This window comes from Planococcus circulans (assembly GCF_020023385.1).
GTDB lineage: Bacteria > Bacillota > Bacilli > Bacillales_A > Planococcaceae > Planococcus.
In genome coordinates this window covers 31,330-46,478 of the sequence record NZ_JAIQCL010000008.1, presented here as the reverse complement: position 1 = coordinate 46,478, position 15,149 = coordinate 31,330, and the positions used below count along the sequence as shown (strand labels likewise).

The following is a 15,149-nucleotide window of genomic DNA, read 5'->3' as shown; positions in this document are numbered from 1 at the left end:
TAACCTAACAATTCACTGGAAAGGGAGTTTCGCATGAAATATAATTTTGATGAAATCGTCAACAGAAGAGGCACTTACTCCATGAAATGGGATGGAGGGGACCTGATCAAACAATTCGGTCTTACTGAACGATACGATGAGGACACGATTCCGCTGTTTACCGCCGATATGGATTTGCCGGTTCCTCAGCCTTTAGTTGAAGCTTTGCACAAAACAGTGGATCACCGGATTTACGGCTATTCCGTTTTTCCGGATGAATACTTTGAGGCCATCCAGTCCTGGATGCAGAAGCGGCATGGCTGGAAAGTCGAAAAAGAGCAGATTGTCTATAGCCCAGGCACGGTTCATGCATTGAATATTGCGGTTAAGGCATTTACGAATTTGGAAGATGGCATCATCATCCAACGTCCAGTTTATCCTCCTTTCACTTCCGTGATTGAAGGAAACGGCAGAAAAGTAGTGAACAACGCGCTGAAACAGGAGGCCGATGGTTATTATTCCATCGATTTCGAGGATTTCGAAGCCAAGGCAAAGGATGACCATACGACAATGTTCATTCTTTGTAATCCACATAACCCGACAGGCAGACTCTTCAATGAAGAAGAGTTGAAAAAGATGTCTGCCATCTGCCATGAACACAATGTCTTGATCGTGGCTGATGAAATCCATGGAGATTTGCTGCGCCGTGGAAAGGAATTTATTCCGATGGCTAAAGTAGCCGACCAAACCGACCATATCATCACCTGTACAGCCATCAACAAAACCTTTAATGTTGCGGGATTGCATTGCACCAATGTCATCATTTCGGATGAAGAGCTGCGCACTAAATTCGCCACTGAAATGGGTATGCAATTGGCCTCTCCATTTGCCATTGCTGCATTGATTGCCGTTTATAACGAAGGTGAGGATTGGCTTGAGCAGTTAAAGGATTACGTTGATGGCACAATGGTGTATATAAAGGAATTCTTAGCTGAAAAAATGCCTGAAGTGAAGGTAGCCATTCCGGAAGGCACATATATTATGTGGCTGGATTTCAGCGGCTACGGCATTTCAGCAAAAGATATCCACGACCGTATCTATAATAAAGCCAATGTCCTGCTGGAAGACGGCAGCATGTTCGGTGAAGAAGGGGAATTCTATCAAAGAATCTGTACACCTTCCCCACGGCCGCTCATTAAAGAAGCTTTAGAACGAATAGCCAAAGAATTCGAAGACATTTCCCATAAAAAGGATTTGAGAAAAGTAGAGGAACAATAAACTGTCTGATTTTACAGGCAATTGAATTTACTGTCACTTTACCTTTACTGCGAAATTTAGTATAATAAAAAGACTTGGAAAACGATAGCGTTTCCGACTTGGTATAAAATTCCATTCGTAATTGTGGCTACTGCCCATCTCACATCTAATTTTATATCTTGGTTAAATATTTCAGACGATAGAGCTGATATAAAAGCCGAAAAGATTGCCTTGAAACAGAGGTGATTCTTTTCGGCTTTTTCTATTTCTGAAAAAGAAAGGAAGCGAATTTCATGCATTACTTTGTGGATCACAAGAAAAAGAAAATCCATCAACGCCAATTTGCGGGAGACCGGTGCGGGTTTGTAGAAACGCCTGTGGAAAAAAGGGAATTTACAGATCGTGCTGATTATATCGAGCAGCTGGAGGAAGAAGATTCGTATGAGTTCTGTCCCCATTGCCAGACAGCCCAGACCATCAGCAGCTAAAAGAGATTTTATAGAAGGCGGAAGGCTCCAAGAAGTTATCAAATTGAAAAAAACCATGGACGAGTAGTTTGTCCATGGTTTCAGAAGTCAGCTAAAGCTGGCTTTTTCTTATTTGGCGTTTTCCAGCAACAACACAATATACCCTTTATCCGAAATGAAGTTCCAGTCGAGGAACACTTCCAAAATAGATTGCTCGAGAATAGCTTCGATGCGTGTCTGCAATAATAATCTTCGCTCCAAAGGACGCTTCACTAATTTCAATTCCTCGACAAAGCCACCACGGATCAACTCTTTTTCGATTTCAACAAAAATTCCGGACCGCTCGATCAATAGTGTCCGGTTGTTTAACCAGTACAGCTCTGTCGATTCAGGTGTTTTTTGTGCTTTTCGGCTGGCTTCATTCACTTCTTCACGGACACTTTCAATCTGAATAGCTGAATCCCATTCAATTTCTTTTGCTCCAGACTTATCCGCCATGATCGCCAATATCATCCCGGTTTGATCGTCTAAATTCCAGTCTGCATATACCTCTTCAACTTCCAGATTTCCAATCTTCCATAAATCCAATTTTATATCTGCTGCCAACTGGTTCATCAATAGGTCCCGCGTTTCCAACACCCTTCGATGCTCCTGCTGTTTCAGCAAAATTCTTTCAGTTGGAGCCAAAAATCCCCGAAGGTGTATAGAAATAAAAGGAGGTTTGACTGTCACGAATACTGAGGTAGGCCCTTTTCCAAAATGGTCACGCAATAAGGTGGAAATATAGCTGCCGACTTCAGTGTGCATTGTTTTTTCTTTGGACATGTTTAGCTCTCCTTTTATTGTGTGGCTGTAAAGTTCCGGCTGTTTGTTATTGCTCAATTGGCTTCATTATACGGGATTAGCACGGGCATTTAAAGAAATCGAAATGAGATATTGGGATTTTGACTTCTTAATTCTGTATTTTGGAAGAAAGGAGCGATTTTGTAAAAAAGTTTAGGATTTTTGAATCAGGAATAAGGTTTTTCATTTGTTTATTTGTTTGGTACCGGTAAAAAAAGGGTATTATTTGGAAAAAGCTGCCCGGGCATTTTTCTGCTCGCTTGACCAAGAAAGGAGGATTCCATGCCTTCATCTACAGTCAAAACCGTTGACTACACAAAAGAGAAAAACCGTAGAGTCCATGCCAAAAGAAACGTCTGGTCAGGACTTTTATTTGGTATCGGCTTAGTGGCGTTTATCGACGAAACTGTATTTCATCAATTGTTGCACTGGCATCATTTCTATGATCGATCCACAACGGATGCAGGACTAGTTTCAGATGGCTTATTTCATGCTTTCAGCTGGTTTGCGACTGTAGCTTCCCTGTTTCTTTTGGCTGATCTCCAACGGCGAAAAGCCTGGTGGCCTAAGAGATGGGCAGGTGGCATATTGGTTGGTGCCGGAGCCTTTCAACTTTACGATGGCATCATTCAACATAAGTTATTAGAGCTTCACCAAATTCGCTACGGCGTGGATTTGTTGCCGTATGATCTGGTTTGGAATATTACAGCGGTGATTTTGCTTTTAGCTGGAATAGTTCTGCTTTGGCAAACCCCGAACACGCCAATAAAGTCCAATGGAAATCGGTAGTGAACCTCGAATTCTCCAGTCTTTTATCAAAGTGTGTGCCTGCAATTATCATCACAAGAAAAATAGTGGCTTTACTTTTCGTACTTTCCTTTTAATGGAACGAATAGGACTTCATTTAAAATTGTGGTATGGGTTTTACCGTCTATATCCTTTTCAATCAAACGGAGTTCCTGGCTGAATGAGTTTCCAACCGGAATAACCATTTTTCCACCCCCATTTAATTGTTCGAGCAGTTCTCTCGGCACTTCGGAAGCCGCAGCGGTGACCATGATCCGGTCGAAGGGTGCGTGTTCTTCCCATCCTTCACTGCCATCACCCAATTTATAATGAATGTTTTGGAAACCCAATTGCTCTAGCCGCTCTTTTGCGCGCTTCTGCAATTCTTCAATTCTCTCGATGGTATAGACGGTTCCAGAAAAAGCGGCCAGCAAAGCGGTTTGAAAACCTGACCCTGTTCCGAGTTCGAGTACTTTCTGTTTTGGCTGAAGGTCAAGTGCTAAGGTCATTTCGAGAACCAAAGATGGTTGAGAGATGGTTTGTTCAAATCCAATCGGCAGGGCTTGGTCGAAAGAGGCCAGGTCCTTGTTGGTGTCCATAAAAAAGCTGCGGTCCATCTGTTTGAAATAGGAGATGATTTCTTTTCGTTGACTGTTCATTACTTCCACCTGCTTTCTTTTATTGGAGCTGCACCAAACGGAGTAGCTGAGCCATGCATTTTCTGAGCAGTCTTGTTACGTTAATTTTAAGGAAATCATTGCGAACTGTATAGTAATTGCTACGGAGATCGGTGTCTTCAAAGAAGGGGTGTTTATGATGGGATTTCAGCAAAAGACCATTAAAAAAATTGAAGAAGGACTCTATCAAAACGGTCGGCCACTGGAACTTGCTACATTCGGGATGGGGTGTTTCTGGGGACCGGAGGCGAGGTTCGGGAGCATCCCTGGAGTCGTCCGAACGCGTGTCGGTTTTGCGGGTGGAACGTTCCCGTCTCCTACTTACCGCAGCATGGGCGATCATACAGAAACAGTCCAAATTGAGTTTGATCCATTGATGATCAGCTATGCAGAGGTGCTTAGGGAATTTTGGCAGAATCATTACCCGAATCGCGATAATTATAAAGGGAGACAGTATATCTCTTTACTGCATTACCACACAGAGCAACAGCGGCGAACGATTGACGTAATCAAAGAAGAAATGGAGCTGCAGTTAGGGGAGCTGATTGAAACGGAAATTTCACCTTTCAGCCAATTCACTCCGGCCGAGGAACGTCATCAAAAATACTACCTGAAGCGTTATCCGAAAGCATTGGAACAGACCGCTGAACTTTACCCGAACCCGGCATTGCTGACGGACTCAACTTTCGCTGCCCGGTTAAACGGATTTGTGAAAGGCTTCGGTACAAAAGCTGGTATGCTGGAAGAAATGGCTCAGTGGAACATTGACGAACAAGAAAAGGCCTATTTGATTGATCTTTTTTCAAAGATGAAATGGTAGACCAAGTAAAAGGAGAAAAAACCGAACGAACGCAGTTTTCGGTTTTTTTTTTTTGCGTTTTTTAAAAAAAGGGAAAGACAGCGAAGGCAGAGAACATAGAACTGTACGGTTTTTTAAAATAATATTAAGAAGAGGTGACACCCAGTGGATCAAACAACTTTGATTTTGGCATTGTTGCCAATCCTCATCATCCAATTGGCTCTGATGATTTTTGCATTGGTAGACTTGATAAAAAACCCAAATCCAAACGGTCCGAAATGGATGTGGGGCATCTTTATTGTTGTCATTAACATTATTGGACCCATTCTATACTTTGTCATTGGGAGGAAAAATTATTGAACATCGTAGAAGTAGAAAGACTGACAAAACGTTATGGACAGGAAAATGCAGCTGAAGAACTCTCTTTTGCATTGGAAGAAGGCACGGCCACGGCTTTGATTGGTCCGAATGGAGCAGGGAAAACGACAACTTTATCGATGTTGGCTGATCTCCTGTCTCCGACCAGTGGGAAAGTCACGATGGCCAAAGGGCTGACAATCGGCTTTCTTCCCCAGTATCCGCAATTTTTTCCTTGGTTGACAGCTCTTGAATTTACAGAAATGGCTGCAAAACTAAGTGGTGTTGAAACAAAGAAAGCGAGATTACAGGCAACGCGCACATTGGAATTTGTAGGACTCGGAACTGCCTTGACTAAAAAAACCGGAGCTTTTTCAGGAGGGATGAAACAGCGTCTGGGTCTTGCGCAGGCCATTGTCCATCAGCCAAAACTGCTTCTTTTGGACGAACCGATTTCAGCTCTGGATCCTACCGGACGTCGGGAAATCATGGATTTGTTGAAATCTCTGCAACAGGATACGACGATCCTGTATTCGACCCACATTTTAAACGACGCGGAAGAAATGACAGACCAGTTGCTGTTTATGAAAGACGGGCGGCTGATTGAGCAAGGCTCGTTGAGTGAAGTCAGAGATCGGCATGCCAATCCCCGTATCCGAATCCGGTTTCAAAACTATGCCCAAGCGGTGGAGTTTGCTGAAGGACAGGCATGGGGTTCTGAAGTTAAAGAGAATTCCATCTTTCTTCCGGTTCAGAAAAGTGGTCCAACCATGCAGCAGGTACTTCAGGTTTTGGCTTCTAAAAAACAAGATGTTCTAGGCGTCGAGTTTCAAACAGCTTCATTGGAAGAAATCTTTTTAAAGGTGGTTGCTGGCAAATGAAGCATTTCGGCATTTTGATGCAAAAAGAGTGGCGGGAAAATATACGGAATTATAAAATTTACTGGATACCTGCTATTTTTATCCTTTTGGGAATTACAGAACCTGCAGTGAATTACTTTCTTCCGCAAATACTGGAAGCATCCGGCGGTTTGCCGGAAGGTGCGGTTTTTGAAATACCGACCCCGACACCGGAACAAATTTTAATGGCGGTCCTTCAACAATTTCAAACCATTGGTATGGCTGTGCTAATTCTCGCGTATATGGCAACCATAGCTGGGGAACGGAAAAGTGGAACTGCAACTTTATTGTATGTGCGCCCACTCTCTTTTTCCGCTTATTTCTTAAGTAAGTGGGTGGTGGCGGCTGCCATTTCCTTGGCCAGCGTTTGGCTCGGTTTCTTTTCGGGCTATTACTATACACGGTTATTTTTCGGAGAGGTAGAAATCATCAAGCTTCTTCAAATGATCGGCTTCTATAGTTTCTGGGTATTGCTCATCCTCACCATTGTTTTAGCTGCAAGTGCCGCTTTGCCAAATGGTGGACTTGCCGCCGCTGCCGCATTTGCTTTATATGTGCTTCTTCAATTAGCCGATGGTCTTTTGGGGGCGAATTGGTCTGTCTCACCAGTCAAAATCCCTCAGTATGCAGCAACTTGGCTGACAGGGAACCCGGATCTTCCCAGCCTCTGGGGAGCCGTCGGAATTACTGTTGTTATCATTTTGGTTTTATTCGGTTTCGGAAGCTGGATATCTCGGAAAAACAAAGCTAAAACAAAAGTCTAATAGGGAAATAAATCGGATAAAAAGCGGCAAGGGCTTTGCTGGGATATGTACTTTGGGGATAAAATCGGAAGTTTGGCGAAAAGGAGCTGGAGCAATTGCTGCATCATGTAGAACTTAATGTTTCAAATTTACCGGAAGCCAAATCGTTTTACAGTGAGCTGTTGCCGCCGCTCGGGTATGCCCTGTTTCAGGAATGGGAAAAAGGCTTCAGCTACAAGTCAGGTCCAACATATATCGTGTTTGTGCAAACGGAGGAGCAATTCATCCAGATTCCATATCACCGGAAACAAACGGGGTTGAACCATTTAGCCTTTCAGGCAGCTTCACGCGTGCAAGTGGACGTGATGACTCAAAAAATGAGACAATGGGGAGCGCAAGTCCTGTATGAAGATCTTCACCCTTATGCAGGTGGTCCAAATTATTATGCGGTTTTCCTTGAGGGGCCTGATCGCTTGAAAATTGAAATCACAGCACCAGGTGAAGGGAACGTCCATGTATAAGGAAAGCTTGGAACGTTTTTGGCTGCGTTGCCAAAAGAAAAGAAGGGGGTATGACAACCCCGTGGACTGAATCAGAATCGAATAGAGGTTAATTTTTATGAAGAAACTGGCAGTATTCTTACTGCTCGCGCTAGTGGTATGGGGTGGAATCTGGAGCAGCAATAAGTGGGTGCAAACCACTGAATATACAATAGCATCGGATAAGATGCCGGAAGCTTTCGATGGAGCAAGAATTGTTCAGGTATCCGATTTACATAACGCGACTTTTGGAAGAAATCAATCGTCGCTGATTGAAAAGGTGGAAGCGGCTGAACCTGATGCCATTTTTTTGACAGGAGATCTTGTGGACAGCAACCGCTATGATCTGGATGCCAGTTTGGTTTTGGTGGATGCCCTCGTAGAAATGAGTGAAGTATATTACGTGACTGGCAATCATGAAGTGGCTTCCAATAAGGTAGACGAAATTATGGAAGCATTGCAGGAACGAGGTGTCACGGTCCTGGCGGATGATTCTGTCGAATGGAGAAAAGATGAGGAAACAATCCAGATTGCAGGAATCGATGATCCGCTCATGGAACCTGATTTCCATGAGGAAGAAGTGACTCAGCATAGCCTCGATCAGGCACAGTTGACGGACGATTTTACATTGTTGCTGGCACATCGACCGGAATATTTTTCTATTTATGCGGGAAGAGGCGTAGATGTCGTCTTCTCTGGCCATGCTCATGGCGGACAAATCCGTATTCCTGGAATTGGTGGGTTGATTGCTCCGGGGCAAGGGTGGTTTCCTAAAGTGACGGAAGGAATCTTCGAAAAAGGTCAATCGAAAATGGTTGTCAGCCGCGGGCTTGGCAACAGTACTTTTCCTGTCCGTATTTTCAATTTGCCGGAAATTGTTGTTGTAACGCTGGAAAAAGGATAAGCGAATGATGGGTCGTGAATTATAGGCTGACTGATGTCTGTCCAACCACCAGCAGCTGATCAGGCTTGCCGGTTTCAAGCCGATCGCTGATTAGTGAATGCAAACAGGGAGGCTGCTAAGTGTGATCAAGAAAAAAGAAGTTTCATTGCACCGTTATTCCTCAAAAGTGTCAATTGACTATGATCTGCCATCAGATCAGCTGGAGTTTACACGATTGCCGAAAGAAATTGTGGAAAAAGATGCCAAAGATCCATTAAAGCATTTCATCATCATCAAAGCACGTGGAGAAGATGCCGGGTTTTTTGAATTGGATGAATCGGAAGACCGCAAGAAATACTCAGACAATCCGAAAGCTTTGTTGTTGAGGGGATTTTCTGTGAATCCGAAATTTCAGGGCAGAGGCATCGCGACCGGTTCAATCTATGCACTACCTGAATTCATGGAAACGGAATTCCCGGATTTTGATGAAGTGGTGCTGGGGGTCAATGCCCGCAATATACCAGCTCAGCGCCTGTATCAAAAGGCAGGATTTACAGACACAGGCAGACGGATTATGCGCTCTAAAGGCGAACAATATGTTATGTCCCTGTATACAAAAAAAGCCAAGTGACAGCAGAAATGCTGCCGCTTGGCTTTTTGCATTTATTCGAAATAAAGGTGCTTATGCAGACTGCAGCCTGGATTGAACGGTGAAGAACAGCTTGGGCAAGTAGATGCACAGGCTAGATATTCATCAACAGACAGGTCGTATCCGCAGGTTCCGCATAAAACCGCCTTTTCATGGAAACGATCCCTTGGCCAAACCTGATGCTTTCCGCAGCCGGCAGCTGCATGGCATTCAAAGCAGGGGAAATATTCCTGGCAGCAAAAGAACTTGATGGCGATGCGGTCGATGGGGGAATGGTAATGGGCGCAACGTGTTTCGGCGTCCACTTGAATGCCTTTCACTCTATGATGGTGGGCCATTTCAAATCTTCCTTTCTGAAAAAGGGATAGGATGTATGAGTGGAATCCGGGAAATCTTCACAGATTGTTTCAAGTACTTGTTTGCAAAGCTCATTGAAAATAATCACTTTGATTTATAGGGTTCAGTTTCTTTCTATGCTACTATGAAAGGGACGAAACTACGAATCTAATTCTTCGGGGCAAGGTGAAATTCCTTACCGGCGGTGAGCAGGAAACTGCAAGTCCGTGACCCGATTGAGCGAATGCGGACATAGGCCACTATGTTTTGAGCGCTCAAGCGGTGGAGCTGGTGAAATTCCAGCACCGACAGTTACAGTCTGGATGGGAGAAGAATTCAGAGATCGGCTTCGTTATGTGCCTCTTCTTTTCAATTAGTTGAAATTGAAAGGAGGAATTTGTATGACCAAAAACTCCTTTCAGGGACCAGTCCCTGAAATCACGATGCGATCATTTTTAATCCCGCTCCTTTCCTTCAAGGAAAATGGGCTTCTTCAAGGTAAGAAAAACTGCCGGAAAACCGGCAATCTTGAAAAAGAAGCAGGGCACATGTACATCTATTTATGGATACAAAACCTTCTGAGCAACCCTTTCCTCACCACCCATAAGCCCCATGGTGGAAAGCACCCAAAAACTCGTACGGCCCCAATTGAATACAGTCTGGCAAACAGAACGGAGGAGTGTGCCTAAATGTTTACAGGTATTGTCGAAGAAGTCGGCCATGTCGCTTCAGTCCGCACTAAACCCCAGGCTATGGAATTAACGATTTCCTGTGCGCTGATCTTAGAGGACATTAAACGCGGAGACAGCATCTCCATTAATGGAGTTTGTTTAACTGTCTCTACATTCAGTTCCAGCACATTCACAGTCGATGTCATCCCGGAAACGGTCAAGTCTTCGACGATGATCGGATTGAAAGCAGGCGGACGCGTGAATTTAGAACGTGCTATGCCAGCTAACGGGCGTTTCGGCGGCCATTTTGTCAGTGGCCATATTGATGGCGTCGGTACGATCCGTTCAGTGAAAAAAGAAGCGAATGCTGTGACGAAGACAATTGAGCTCAATCCACAGTTGATGAAGTACATGATGCTGAAAGGTTCTATTGCAGTAGATGGAACTTCATTGACGATTTTTGCGCTTGGCCATAATACGGTGACCATTTCTTTGATTCCCACAACACAGGAAGATTCACTGTTAGGCGAAAAAGGCATCGGCGACAAGGTCAACATCGAATGTGATCTGTTGGCGAAATACACCGAACGTATCCAGACAGCAGAACCAAAGATCAACAGAGGCTGGCTGGCGGAAAACGGATTTTAAAAGGAGGCGCTGAAGAGATGTTCTACACCGTAGAAGAAGCCGTCGAAGATTTGAAAAATGGCAAAGCCATCATCGTCATCGATGATGAAGATAGAGAAAACGAAGGCGATTTCATCGCATTGGCAGAGTTTGCTTCACCGGAAATCGTCAACTTGATGGCGACTGAAGGAAGAGGGCTGATTTGTGTGCCAATTGCCCAATCCATCGCTCAAAGTTTGCAGATCGGCCTAATGACCGACCATAACACAGATGAATTCGGTACTGCTTTTACCATTAGTATCGATCACAAAGATACAACGACGGGGATTAGTGCTTTTGAACGCTCCCACACGATCACCAGTTTAGTGAAAGCGGATGCGAAAGCAACAGACTTTAAACGTCCTGGGCATATTTTTCCATTGATTGCGAAAGATGGCGGTGTGCTTGACCGCACTGGACATACCGAAGCAGCTGTCGATTTGGCGAAGCTTGCGGGATCACCCCCTGCAGGCGTCATATGCGAAATCATGAATCCGGACGGCACAATGGCGCGTGTGGACGATTTGCTGAAAGTGGCGGAACGGCTCGGCCTTGGTATTCTCACGATTAAAGATCTGGTATCCTACCAGCAAAAAAATCAAAACACGACAGCCTACTAATCTACCAGAGGAGATGGAACTGAATGACTGTACATTTTGAAGGATATTTAAACGGTGAAGGACTGCGGATCGGCATAGTTGTCGGACGTTTTAATGAATTTATCACGAGTAAACTGCTGGGCGGCGCGGAAGATGCTTTGAAGCGCCATGGTGTTGGAGAAGATGATGTCTCCATTGCCTGGGTGCCAGGAGCTTTTGAAATTCCGCTTGTAGCAAAAAAAATGGCGATGAGTGGAAACTATGATGCAGTCATCACTTTAGGGACAGTCATCAGAGGCGCAACTCCTCATTTTGATTTCGTCTGCAGTGAAGTCGCGAAGGGCGTATCAAGAGCCAGTGACCAAGCCAATATTCCAGTCATCTTTGGAGTTTTGACGACGGACTCCATTGAACAGGCAATTGAGCGTGCAGGCACAAAAGCCGGCAACAAAGGCTGGGAATCAGCAGCGGGTGCCATAGAAATGGCAAATCTGATGAAAAAATTATAATACAGCACTCCTGAGCTTTTGCTCAGGAGTTTTTTTGAGGTTAAAAGGCCGAATTTGGGGAATGGAAAGTATAACAGCAATAGGACTGATGAATCACAATGAAGCTGACTACAGAGAAAATAGTGAAATTACTGAAGGATACTTCTGAAGTGTATCTGAATGGGGAAAATTGATTTAGGGGGAGAGTTATGGACAAGATCATCTATTTGATCAGGCATTGCCAGGCGACCGGACAATCTCCGGATGCAGAATTGACTGAAGCGGGAAGAAAACAGGCGCAGGATTTGGCAGAGTTCTTGCGGGAACGGCAGGTGGCCCATTTTATTTCCAGTCCGTTTACACGTGCCATCCAATCCATCGAACCGGCAGCAGACCAGCTGGATTTGCCGATTGAAATCGATGACCGTTTGGCAGAACGCGTGCTAAGCACTGAAGATTTGCCTGACTGGATGGAAAAGTTGGAGGCGTCTTTTGGGGATGCAGATTTGAAATTGGCTGGAGGCGAATCGGGAAAAGAAGCAACGGCCCGAGCAATGGAAGTCTTGAGTGAAATGAAAGACAGAACCGCAGCGGTGACCCACGGAAACTTACTTGGATTGCTGCTGAAGCAAATCGACAAAAGCTATGGGTTTTCGGAGTGGAAAAAACTGACCAATCCGGATGTCTATGAAGTGACTATAAAACAAGGGATGCCTTCTGTGAAGCGTATTTGGAGCTGATTCCATAAAGTGGAATGCACATCCTCCATATCTGAAAGTGGGAGCTTGACTGTCTTTAAAGCAAGGCAAAAGAGCCGGCAGCGCTTAACTTGCTGCCGGCCTGAAACGCGTTCGCTTTTGCTTTACCCTATTATTAAAAAGGCCAATTATTCAAGCGTGTTTCCTTCATTTGGAATGGGATTGTTTTTCAGCATGCCGGCTAAATGATAGGTATTATAGGCAAGCCGCTGGATGGCGGATTTTGTGAATTCGTTGTCTCGGCCAGCATCCATATAGGAGTCTCCGGGACCAGCTTCACCCACCCAGTAGGCATCCACATTCGGCGGAATAACGAAGCCGATATGAGAAAGTCCATAGAGGATGGAAGCAGACGAGTGTTTGGCTCCATCTTCATTTCCAGTTACAATGGCACCGCCGACTTTGTTATAGAAAATAGCTTGTCCTTTGTCATTGGTGACGCTGCTGCTGCCGTATAGGCGCTCAATAGCTTGCGTGGCCAGTGAGCTTTTTTCTCCAAGCCAGATGGGTGTGCCGATAATGACAATGTCTGCAGCTAAAACTTTTTCCAGAATCTGGGGCCATTCATCTCCCTCGCCCATATCTGCTTGGACGCCATAAGCTATGGAATAATCAGCCAAACGAACAATTTCAGATTCTACCCCCAACCGATTATAATGGAATTGAACATCATTGATGAATCCTTCGGTATGGGAAGGCTCCTCTGAACTTTTTAACGAAGCATTAAGAAAAATCGCTTTTAATGTCTGCACGGTATCGCTCCTTTTAGGTGATCAGTCTTTGTAAATTCAACCGAGTCCGCTGTTGGCCAGCGGAATGGCAGTTCAACTTACACAGTCTCCTATTCCCTTTAGGAAGTAATATATGCAACATCCAATTCGAGTATTTGTCTGTAGAAAAGAGGTGGTTCAAATGAAAAGAACAGAGTTGTTGCCATATGGACTCATTTTTCTTTTGTTATTGATTAAAGTGAGTGTTTTTCGTGTGCTTATTTTTGACTCGAAATCGATTTTACAGATCCTCCTGATCGAGTTTCCGATGTGGGCTTTACTGTTGTCAGTTATTTTGATACTCGCTAAAAATCAGTTGTGGCGGACGGTCTGGCTTTTCAACCTGTTGGTTTCCGTCATCTTCTTTACAGTTACACTTTATATCCGCTATTATTCCACCATTCCGTCTTACTATGATTTGCAGCAATTGACGCAGACCGGCTCTGTCAGCAATACCATTACGATGCTGTCGTCTCCATGGGACTTCCTCTTTTTCCTGGACGCTGTCCTATTCTTATTCATAGCGCGGCGTTGGAAAAATCCTGTGAAGTTTACAGGATTGAAATATGTGGCTATCAGTACGGCAGCGATTTGTACGGTGACCGTCGTTTATGCGCTTCAACAGCCAATCATCGACGTTTCTTATTTTGCAAAAGAAAACGGTTTCCTGCAGTCTCAGATAGCCCAGTTGTATAACCGCTCCAATGAAACTGCACATGCTTCCTCAACCAAACTGTCAACAAAAGAGCTGGAAGAGCTTAAAGGCAATAACTATGTGAAGGTCAGTGAGCAGGAAAGCTTTGGAGTTGCCGAAGGCCGCCATCTTTTCGTCATTCAAGTGGAATCCCTGCAGAATTTTGTCATCGGCCGTAGCTTGAATGGCCAAGAGATTACACCGCATCTCAATGAGCTATTGAGTGAAAGTGCTTATTTTTCAACTGTCTTCCAGCAGGTGGGGGCCGGTACCACCTCTGATGCCGAATGGATGGTCAATACAGGTTTGTATCCGGAGGGGATGATTCCCACCGCCAATAGCCTGACAGGTAAAGAAGTACCGTCCTTGGCGCGGAGCTTGAAGGAAAAAGGCTATGGTTCTGCCACTTATCATGCTGACGATGTGTCGTTTTGGAACCGGGACGTCCTTTATCCGGTTCTTGGCTACGAGGAGATTTTTTCAATCGAAGATATTCCGGATATCAAACAGGTCGGTTTCGGCCCAGCCGATGAAGTGCTGTTCGATTTTGCAGCGAATGAGCTGCCTCGGCAGCTTGAAGCTTATGAACGCATCTATGCCAATATCGTAACCGTCACCAGCCATACACCATTCGAAATGCCGGATGATATGCAGTATCTAAATTTGCCAGCTGAGTATGAAGAAATGTACATTGGGAATTACCTGCAATCGATCCGCTACGCAGATGAACAAATTGGTGCATTTATTCAGACACTGAAAGACCAGGGCATTTATGATGAGTCCCTGATCGCTATTTTTGGGGACCATTCGGGTATGCATGGTACACTGGTTACTGATGAAGACCAACGCTTGTTAAGTGGCTTTTTAGGACATGATTATTCATTGAAAGACCAATACACCATTCCACTGATTTTTACAGGCGGGAACTTGTTTGAAGAAACTGAAATGACCCGCCTCGGCGGCCAGGTGGATATCATGCCGACGCTTTTGGCCTTGCTCGGCGTTGAACATGACGAGCCGATGATGGGGCATAACCTGTTCCACTATAAAAAGAATCTATTGGGCATGCGCTATTATTTGCCGGGAGGGTCTTACATCCAATCGGAACAATTGTATAAAGCGCCGGGGGCGAAACTGCCGGAAGTTTTGTATGACCTGAAAACCATGAGTGAACGCGCAAAAAACAGCGAAGCGAAAAAGCATATCGAGGATACGGAAACACTGATGAATTACGCGGATACCTTATTGAAAGGCTATATCGAGGAATGAGTTCCTCAGTAGAGAGTAAG

At 44.7% G+C, this 15,149-nt stretch carries 19 protein-coding genes, 1 pseudogene and 1 riboswitch; of the genes and pseudogenes, 16 read left to right on the top strand and 4 right to left on the bottom strand.

What is annotated here, in order from left to right; translation table 11 throughout:
• Positions 1-33 precede the first annotated feature (33 nt).
• Positions 34-1,257 carry a MalY/PatB family protein gene (locus K8U60_RS13515; protein WP_223640550.1) on the top strand — a complete coding sequence of 408 codons (1,224 nt, stop codon included), beginning with the start codon at positions 34-36 and terminating at the stop codon, positions 1,255-1,257.
• Between the two features lie 272 nt (positions 1,258-1,529).
• The gene (locus tag K8U60_RS13510) at positions 1,530-1,724 is read left to right on the top strand and encodes a hypothetical protein (protein WP_223640547.1); all 195 of its coding nucleotides are present in this window, start codon (positions 1,530-1,532) and stop codon (positions 1,722-1,724) included.
• A 108-nt stretch (positions 1,725-1,832) separates the two neighbouring features.
• On the opposite strand, the gene K8U60_RS13505 is transcribed toward K8U60_RS13510, so the two are convergent.
• Positions 1,833-2,528, bottom strand: coding sequence for a Na-translocating system protein MpsC family protein (locus K8U60_RS13505; RefSeq protein ID WP_223640544.1), 696 nt, complete (start codon positions 2,526-2,528; stop codon positions 1,833-1,835).
• A gap of 300 nt (positions 2,529-2,828) precedes the next feature.
• On the opposite strand from K8U60_RS13505, the gene K8U60_RS13500 reads away from it, so the two are divergent.
• On the top strand, positions 2,829-3,335 hold the full coding sequence (locus K8U60_RS13500; protein ID WP_223640541.1) for a DUF2243 domain-containing protein: 507 nt from the start codon (positions 2,829-2,831) through the stop codon (positions 3,333-3,335).
• 71 nt (positions 3,336-3,406) lie between these two features.
• Here K8U60_RS13500 and K8U60_RS13495 read toward each other — a convergent pair whose 3' ends face one another.
• Positions 3,407-3,991 carry a protein-L-isoaspartate(D-aspartate) O-methyltransferase gene (locus K8U60_RS13495; protein WP_223640524.1) on the bottom strand — a complete coding sequence of 195 codons (585 nt, stop codon included), beginning with the start codon at positions 3,989-3,991 and terminating at the stop codon, positions 3,407-3,409.
• Between the two features lie 241 nt (positions 3,992-4,232).
• On the opposite strand from K8U60_RS13495, the gene K8U60_RS13490 reads away from it, so the two are divergent.
• The 7 genes from K8U60_RS13490 to K8U60_RS13460 all read left to right on the top strand — a co-directional run bounded on the left by K8U60_RS13490 (position 4,233) and on the right by K8U60_RS13460 (position 8,860).
• The gene (locus K8U60_RS13490; protein WP_411730370.1) at positions 4,233-4,829 is read left to right on the top strand and encodes a peptide-methionine (S)-S-oxide reductase MsrA; all 597 of its coding nucleotides are present in this window, start codon (positions 4,233-4,235) and stop codon (positions 4,827-4,829) included.
• Positions 4,830-4,973: 144 nt separating this feature from the next.
• The gene (locus K8U60_RS13485) at positions 4,974-5,168 is read left to right on the top strand and encodes a PLD nuclease N-terminal domain-containing protein (RefSeq protein ID WP_223640516.1); all 195 of its coding nucleotides are present in this window, start codon (positions 4,974-4,976) and stop codon (positions 5,166-5,168) included.
• Complete coding sequence (locus K8U60_RS13480) at positions 5,165-6,046, top strand: ABC transporter ATP-binding protein (RefSeq protein WP_223640513.1); 882 nt, start codon at positions 5,165-5,167, stop codon at positions 6,044-6,046. The genes K8U60_RS13485 and K8U60_RS13480 overlap by 4 nt, the downstream gene beginning before the upstream one ends.
• Entirely contained in the window at positions 6,043-6,828 is a 786-nt protein-coding gene (locus K8U60_RS13475) for an ABC transporter permease (RefSeq protein ID WP_223640510.1), read from the top strand. The genes K8U60_RS13480 and K8U60_RS13475 overlap by 4 nt, the downstream gene beginning before the upstream one ends.
• Before the next feature lie 95 nt (positions 6,829-6,923).
• On the top strand, positions 6,924-7,328 hold the full coding sequence (locus K8U60_RS13470) for a VOC family protein (protein WP_223640507.1): 405 nt from the start codon (positions 6,924-6,926) through the stop codon (positions 7,326-7,328).
• A gap of 97 nt (positions 7,329-7,425) precedes the next feature.
• Positions 7,426-8,250 carry a metallophosphoesterase gene (locus K8U60_RS13465; protein WP_223640491.1) on the top strand — a complete coding sequence of 275 codons (825 nt, stop codon included), beginning with the start codon at positions 7,426-7,428 and terminating at the stop codon, positions 8,248-8,250.
• Between the two features lie 121 nt (positions 8,251-8,371).
• Entirely contained in the window at positions 8,372-8,860 is a 489-nt protein-coding gene (locus K8U60_RS13460; protein WP_223640488.1) for a GNAT family N-acetyltransferase, read from the top strand.
• 32 nt (positions 8,861-8,892) lie between these two features.
• On the opposite strand, the gene K8U60_RS13455 is transcribed toward K8U60_RS13460, so the two are convergent.
• Positions 8,893-9,216, bottom strand: a complete 324-nt coding sequence (locus tag K8U60_RS13455; RefSeq protein ID WP_223640485.1) for a CHY zinc finger protein — start codon at positions 9,214-9,216, stop codon at positions 8,893-8,895.
• A 166-nt stretch (positions 9,217-9,382) separates the two neighbouring features.
• Positions 9,383-9,553, top strand: a riboswitch (FMN riboswitch).
• Positions 9,554-9,615: 62 nt separating this feature from the next.
• On the opposite strand from K8U60_RS13455, the gene K8U60_RS13450 reads away from it, so the two are divergent.
• From K8U60_RS13450 to K8U60_RS13430, 5 genes and pseudogenes are all read left to right on the top strand, one after another.
• Positions 9,616-9,903 carry a hypothetical protein gene (locus K8U60_RS13450; RefSeq protein WP_223640482.1) on the top strand — a complete coding sequence of 96 codons (288 nt, stop codon included), beginning with the start codon at positions 9,616-9,618 and terminating at the stop codon, positions 9,901-9,903.
• On the top strand, positions 9,904-10,533 hold the full coding sequence (gene ribE, locus K8U60_RS13445) for a riboflavin synthase (RefSeq protein WP_223640479.1): 630 nt from the start codon (positions 9,904-9,906) through the stop codon (positions 10,531-10,533).
• 17 nt (positions 10,534-10,550) lie between these two features.
• A pseudogene (ribB, locus tag K8U60_RS13440) lies at positions 10,551-11,153 on the top strand (3,4-dihydroxy-2-butanone-4-phosphate synthase); the annotation flags it as partial.
• Between the two features lie 41 nt (positions 11,154-11,194).
• Complete coding sequence (gene ribH / locus K8U60_RS13435; RefSeq protein WP_223640475.1) at positions 11,195-11,659, top strand: 6,7-dimethyl-8-ribityllumazine synthase; 465 nt, start codon at positions 11,195-11,197, stop codon at positions 11,657-11,659.
• A gap of 188 nt (positions 11,660-11,847) precedes the next feature.
• On the top strand, positions 11,848-12,378 hold the full coding sequence (locus K8U60_RS13430; protein ID WP_223640472.1) for a histidine phosphatase family protein: 531 nt from the start codon (positions 11,848-11,850) through the stop codon (positions 12,376-12,378).
• A gap of 146 nt (positions 12,379-12,524) precedes the next feature.
• Here the strand turns inward: K8U60_RS13430 and K8U60_RS13425 are convergent, their stop codons facing one another.
• The gene (locus K8U60_RS13425) at positions 12,525-13,148 is read right to left on the bottom strand and encodes a flavodoxin family protein (protein WP_223640469.1); all 624 of its coding nucleotides are present in this window, start codon (positions 13,146-13,148) and stop codon (positions 12,525-12,527) included.
• Positions 13,149-13,308: 160 nt separating this feature from the next.
• Between K8U60_RS13425 and K8U60_RS13420 the strand changes: the two genes are divergently transcribed.
• Positions 13,309-15,129 (top strand): LTA synthase family protein, encoded by a 1,821-nt coding sequence (locus K8U60_RS13420; RefSeq protein ID WP_223640467.1) that lies wholly within the window; start codon positions 13,309-13,311, stop codon positions 15,127-15,129.
• Positions 15,130-15,149 lie beyond the last annotated feature (20 nt).

What these genes read in the sequence shown, in the direction of transcription:
- K8U60_RS13515 (WP_223640550.1), top strand. Translation starts at nt 34, where the DNA reads ATGAAATATAATTTTGATGAAATCGTCAACAGAAGAGGCACTTACTCC.
- K8U60_RS13510 (WP_223640547.1), top strand. Translation starts at nt 1,530, where the DNA reads ATGCATTACTTTGTGGATCACAAGAAAAAGAAAATCCATCAACGCCAA.
- K8U60_RS13505 (WP_223640544.1), bottom strand. Translation starts at nt 2,528, where the DNA reads ATGTCCAAAGAAAAAACAATGCACACTGAAGTCGGCAGCTATATTTCC.
- K8U60_RS13500 (WP_223640541.1), top strand. Translation starts at nt 2,829, where the DNA reads ATGCCTTCATCTACAGTCAAAACCGTTGACTACACAAAAGAGAAAAAC.
- K8U60_RS13495 (WP_223640524.1), bottom strand. Translation starts at nt 3,991, where the DNA reads ATGAACAGTCAACGAAAAGAAATCATCTCCTATTTCAAACAGATGGAC.
- K8U60_RS13490 (WP_411730370.1), top strand. Translation starts at nt 4,233, where the DNA reads ATGGGGTGTTTCTGGGGACCGGAGGCGAGGTTCGGGAGCATCCCTGGA.
- K8U60_RS13475 (WP_223640510.1), top strand. Translation starts at nt 6,043, where the DNA reads ATGAAGCATTTCGGCATTTTGATGCAAAAAGAGTGGCGGGAAAATATA.
- K8U60_RS13465 (WP_223640491.1), top strand. Translation starts at nt 7,426, where the DNA reads ATGAAGAAACTGGCAGTATTCTTACTGCTCGCGCTAGTGGTATGGGGT.
- K8U60_RS13455 (WP_223640485.1), bottom strand. Translation starts at nt 9,216, where the DNA reads ATGGCCCACCATCATAGAGTGAAAGGCATTCAAGTGGACGCCGAAACA.
- K8U60_RS13450 (WP_223640482.1), top strand. Translation starts at nt 9,616, where the DNA reads ATGACCAAAAACTCCTTTCAGGGACCAGTCCCTGAAATCACGATGCGA.
- ribE (WP_223640479.1), top strand. Translation starts at nt 9,904, where the DNA reads ATGTTTACAGGTATTGTCGAAGAAGTCGGCCATGTCGCTTCAGTCCGC.
- ribH (WP_223640475.1), top strand. Translation starts at nt 11,195, where the DNA reads ATGACTGTACATTTTGAAGGATATTTAAACGGTGAAGGACTGCGGATC.
- K8U60_RS13430 (WP_223640472.1), top strand. Translation starts at nt 11,848, where the DNA reads ATGGACAAGATCATCTATTTGATCAGGCATTGCCAGGCGACCGGACAA.
- K8U60_RS13420 (WP_223640467.1), top strand. Translation starts at nt 13,309, where the DNA reads ATGAAAAGAACAGAGTTGTTGCCATATGGACTCATTTTTCTTTTGTTA.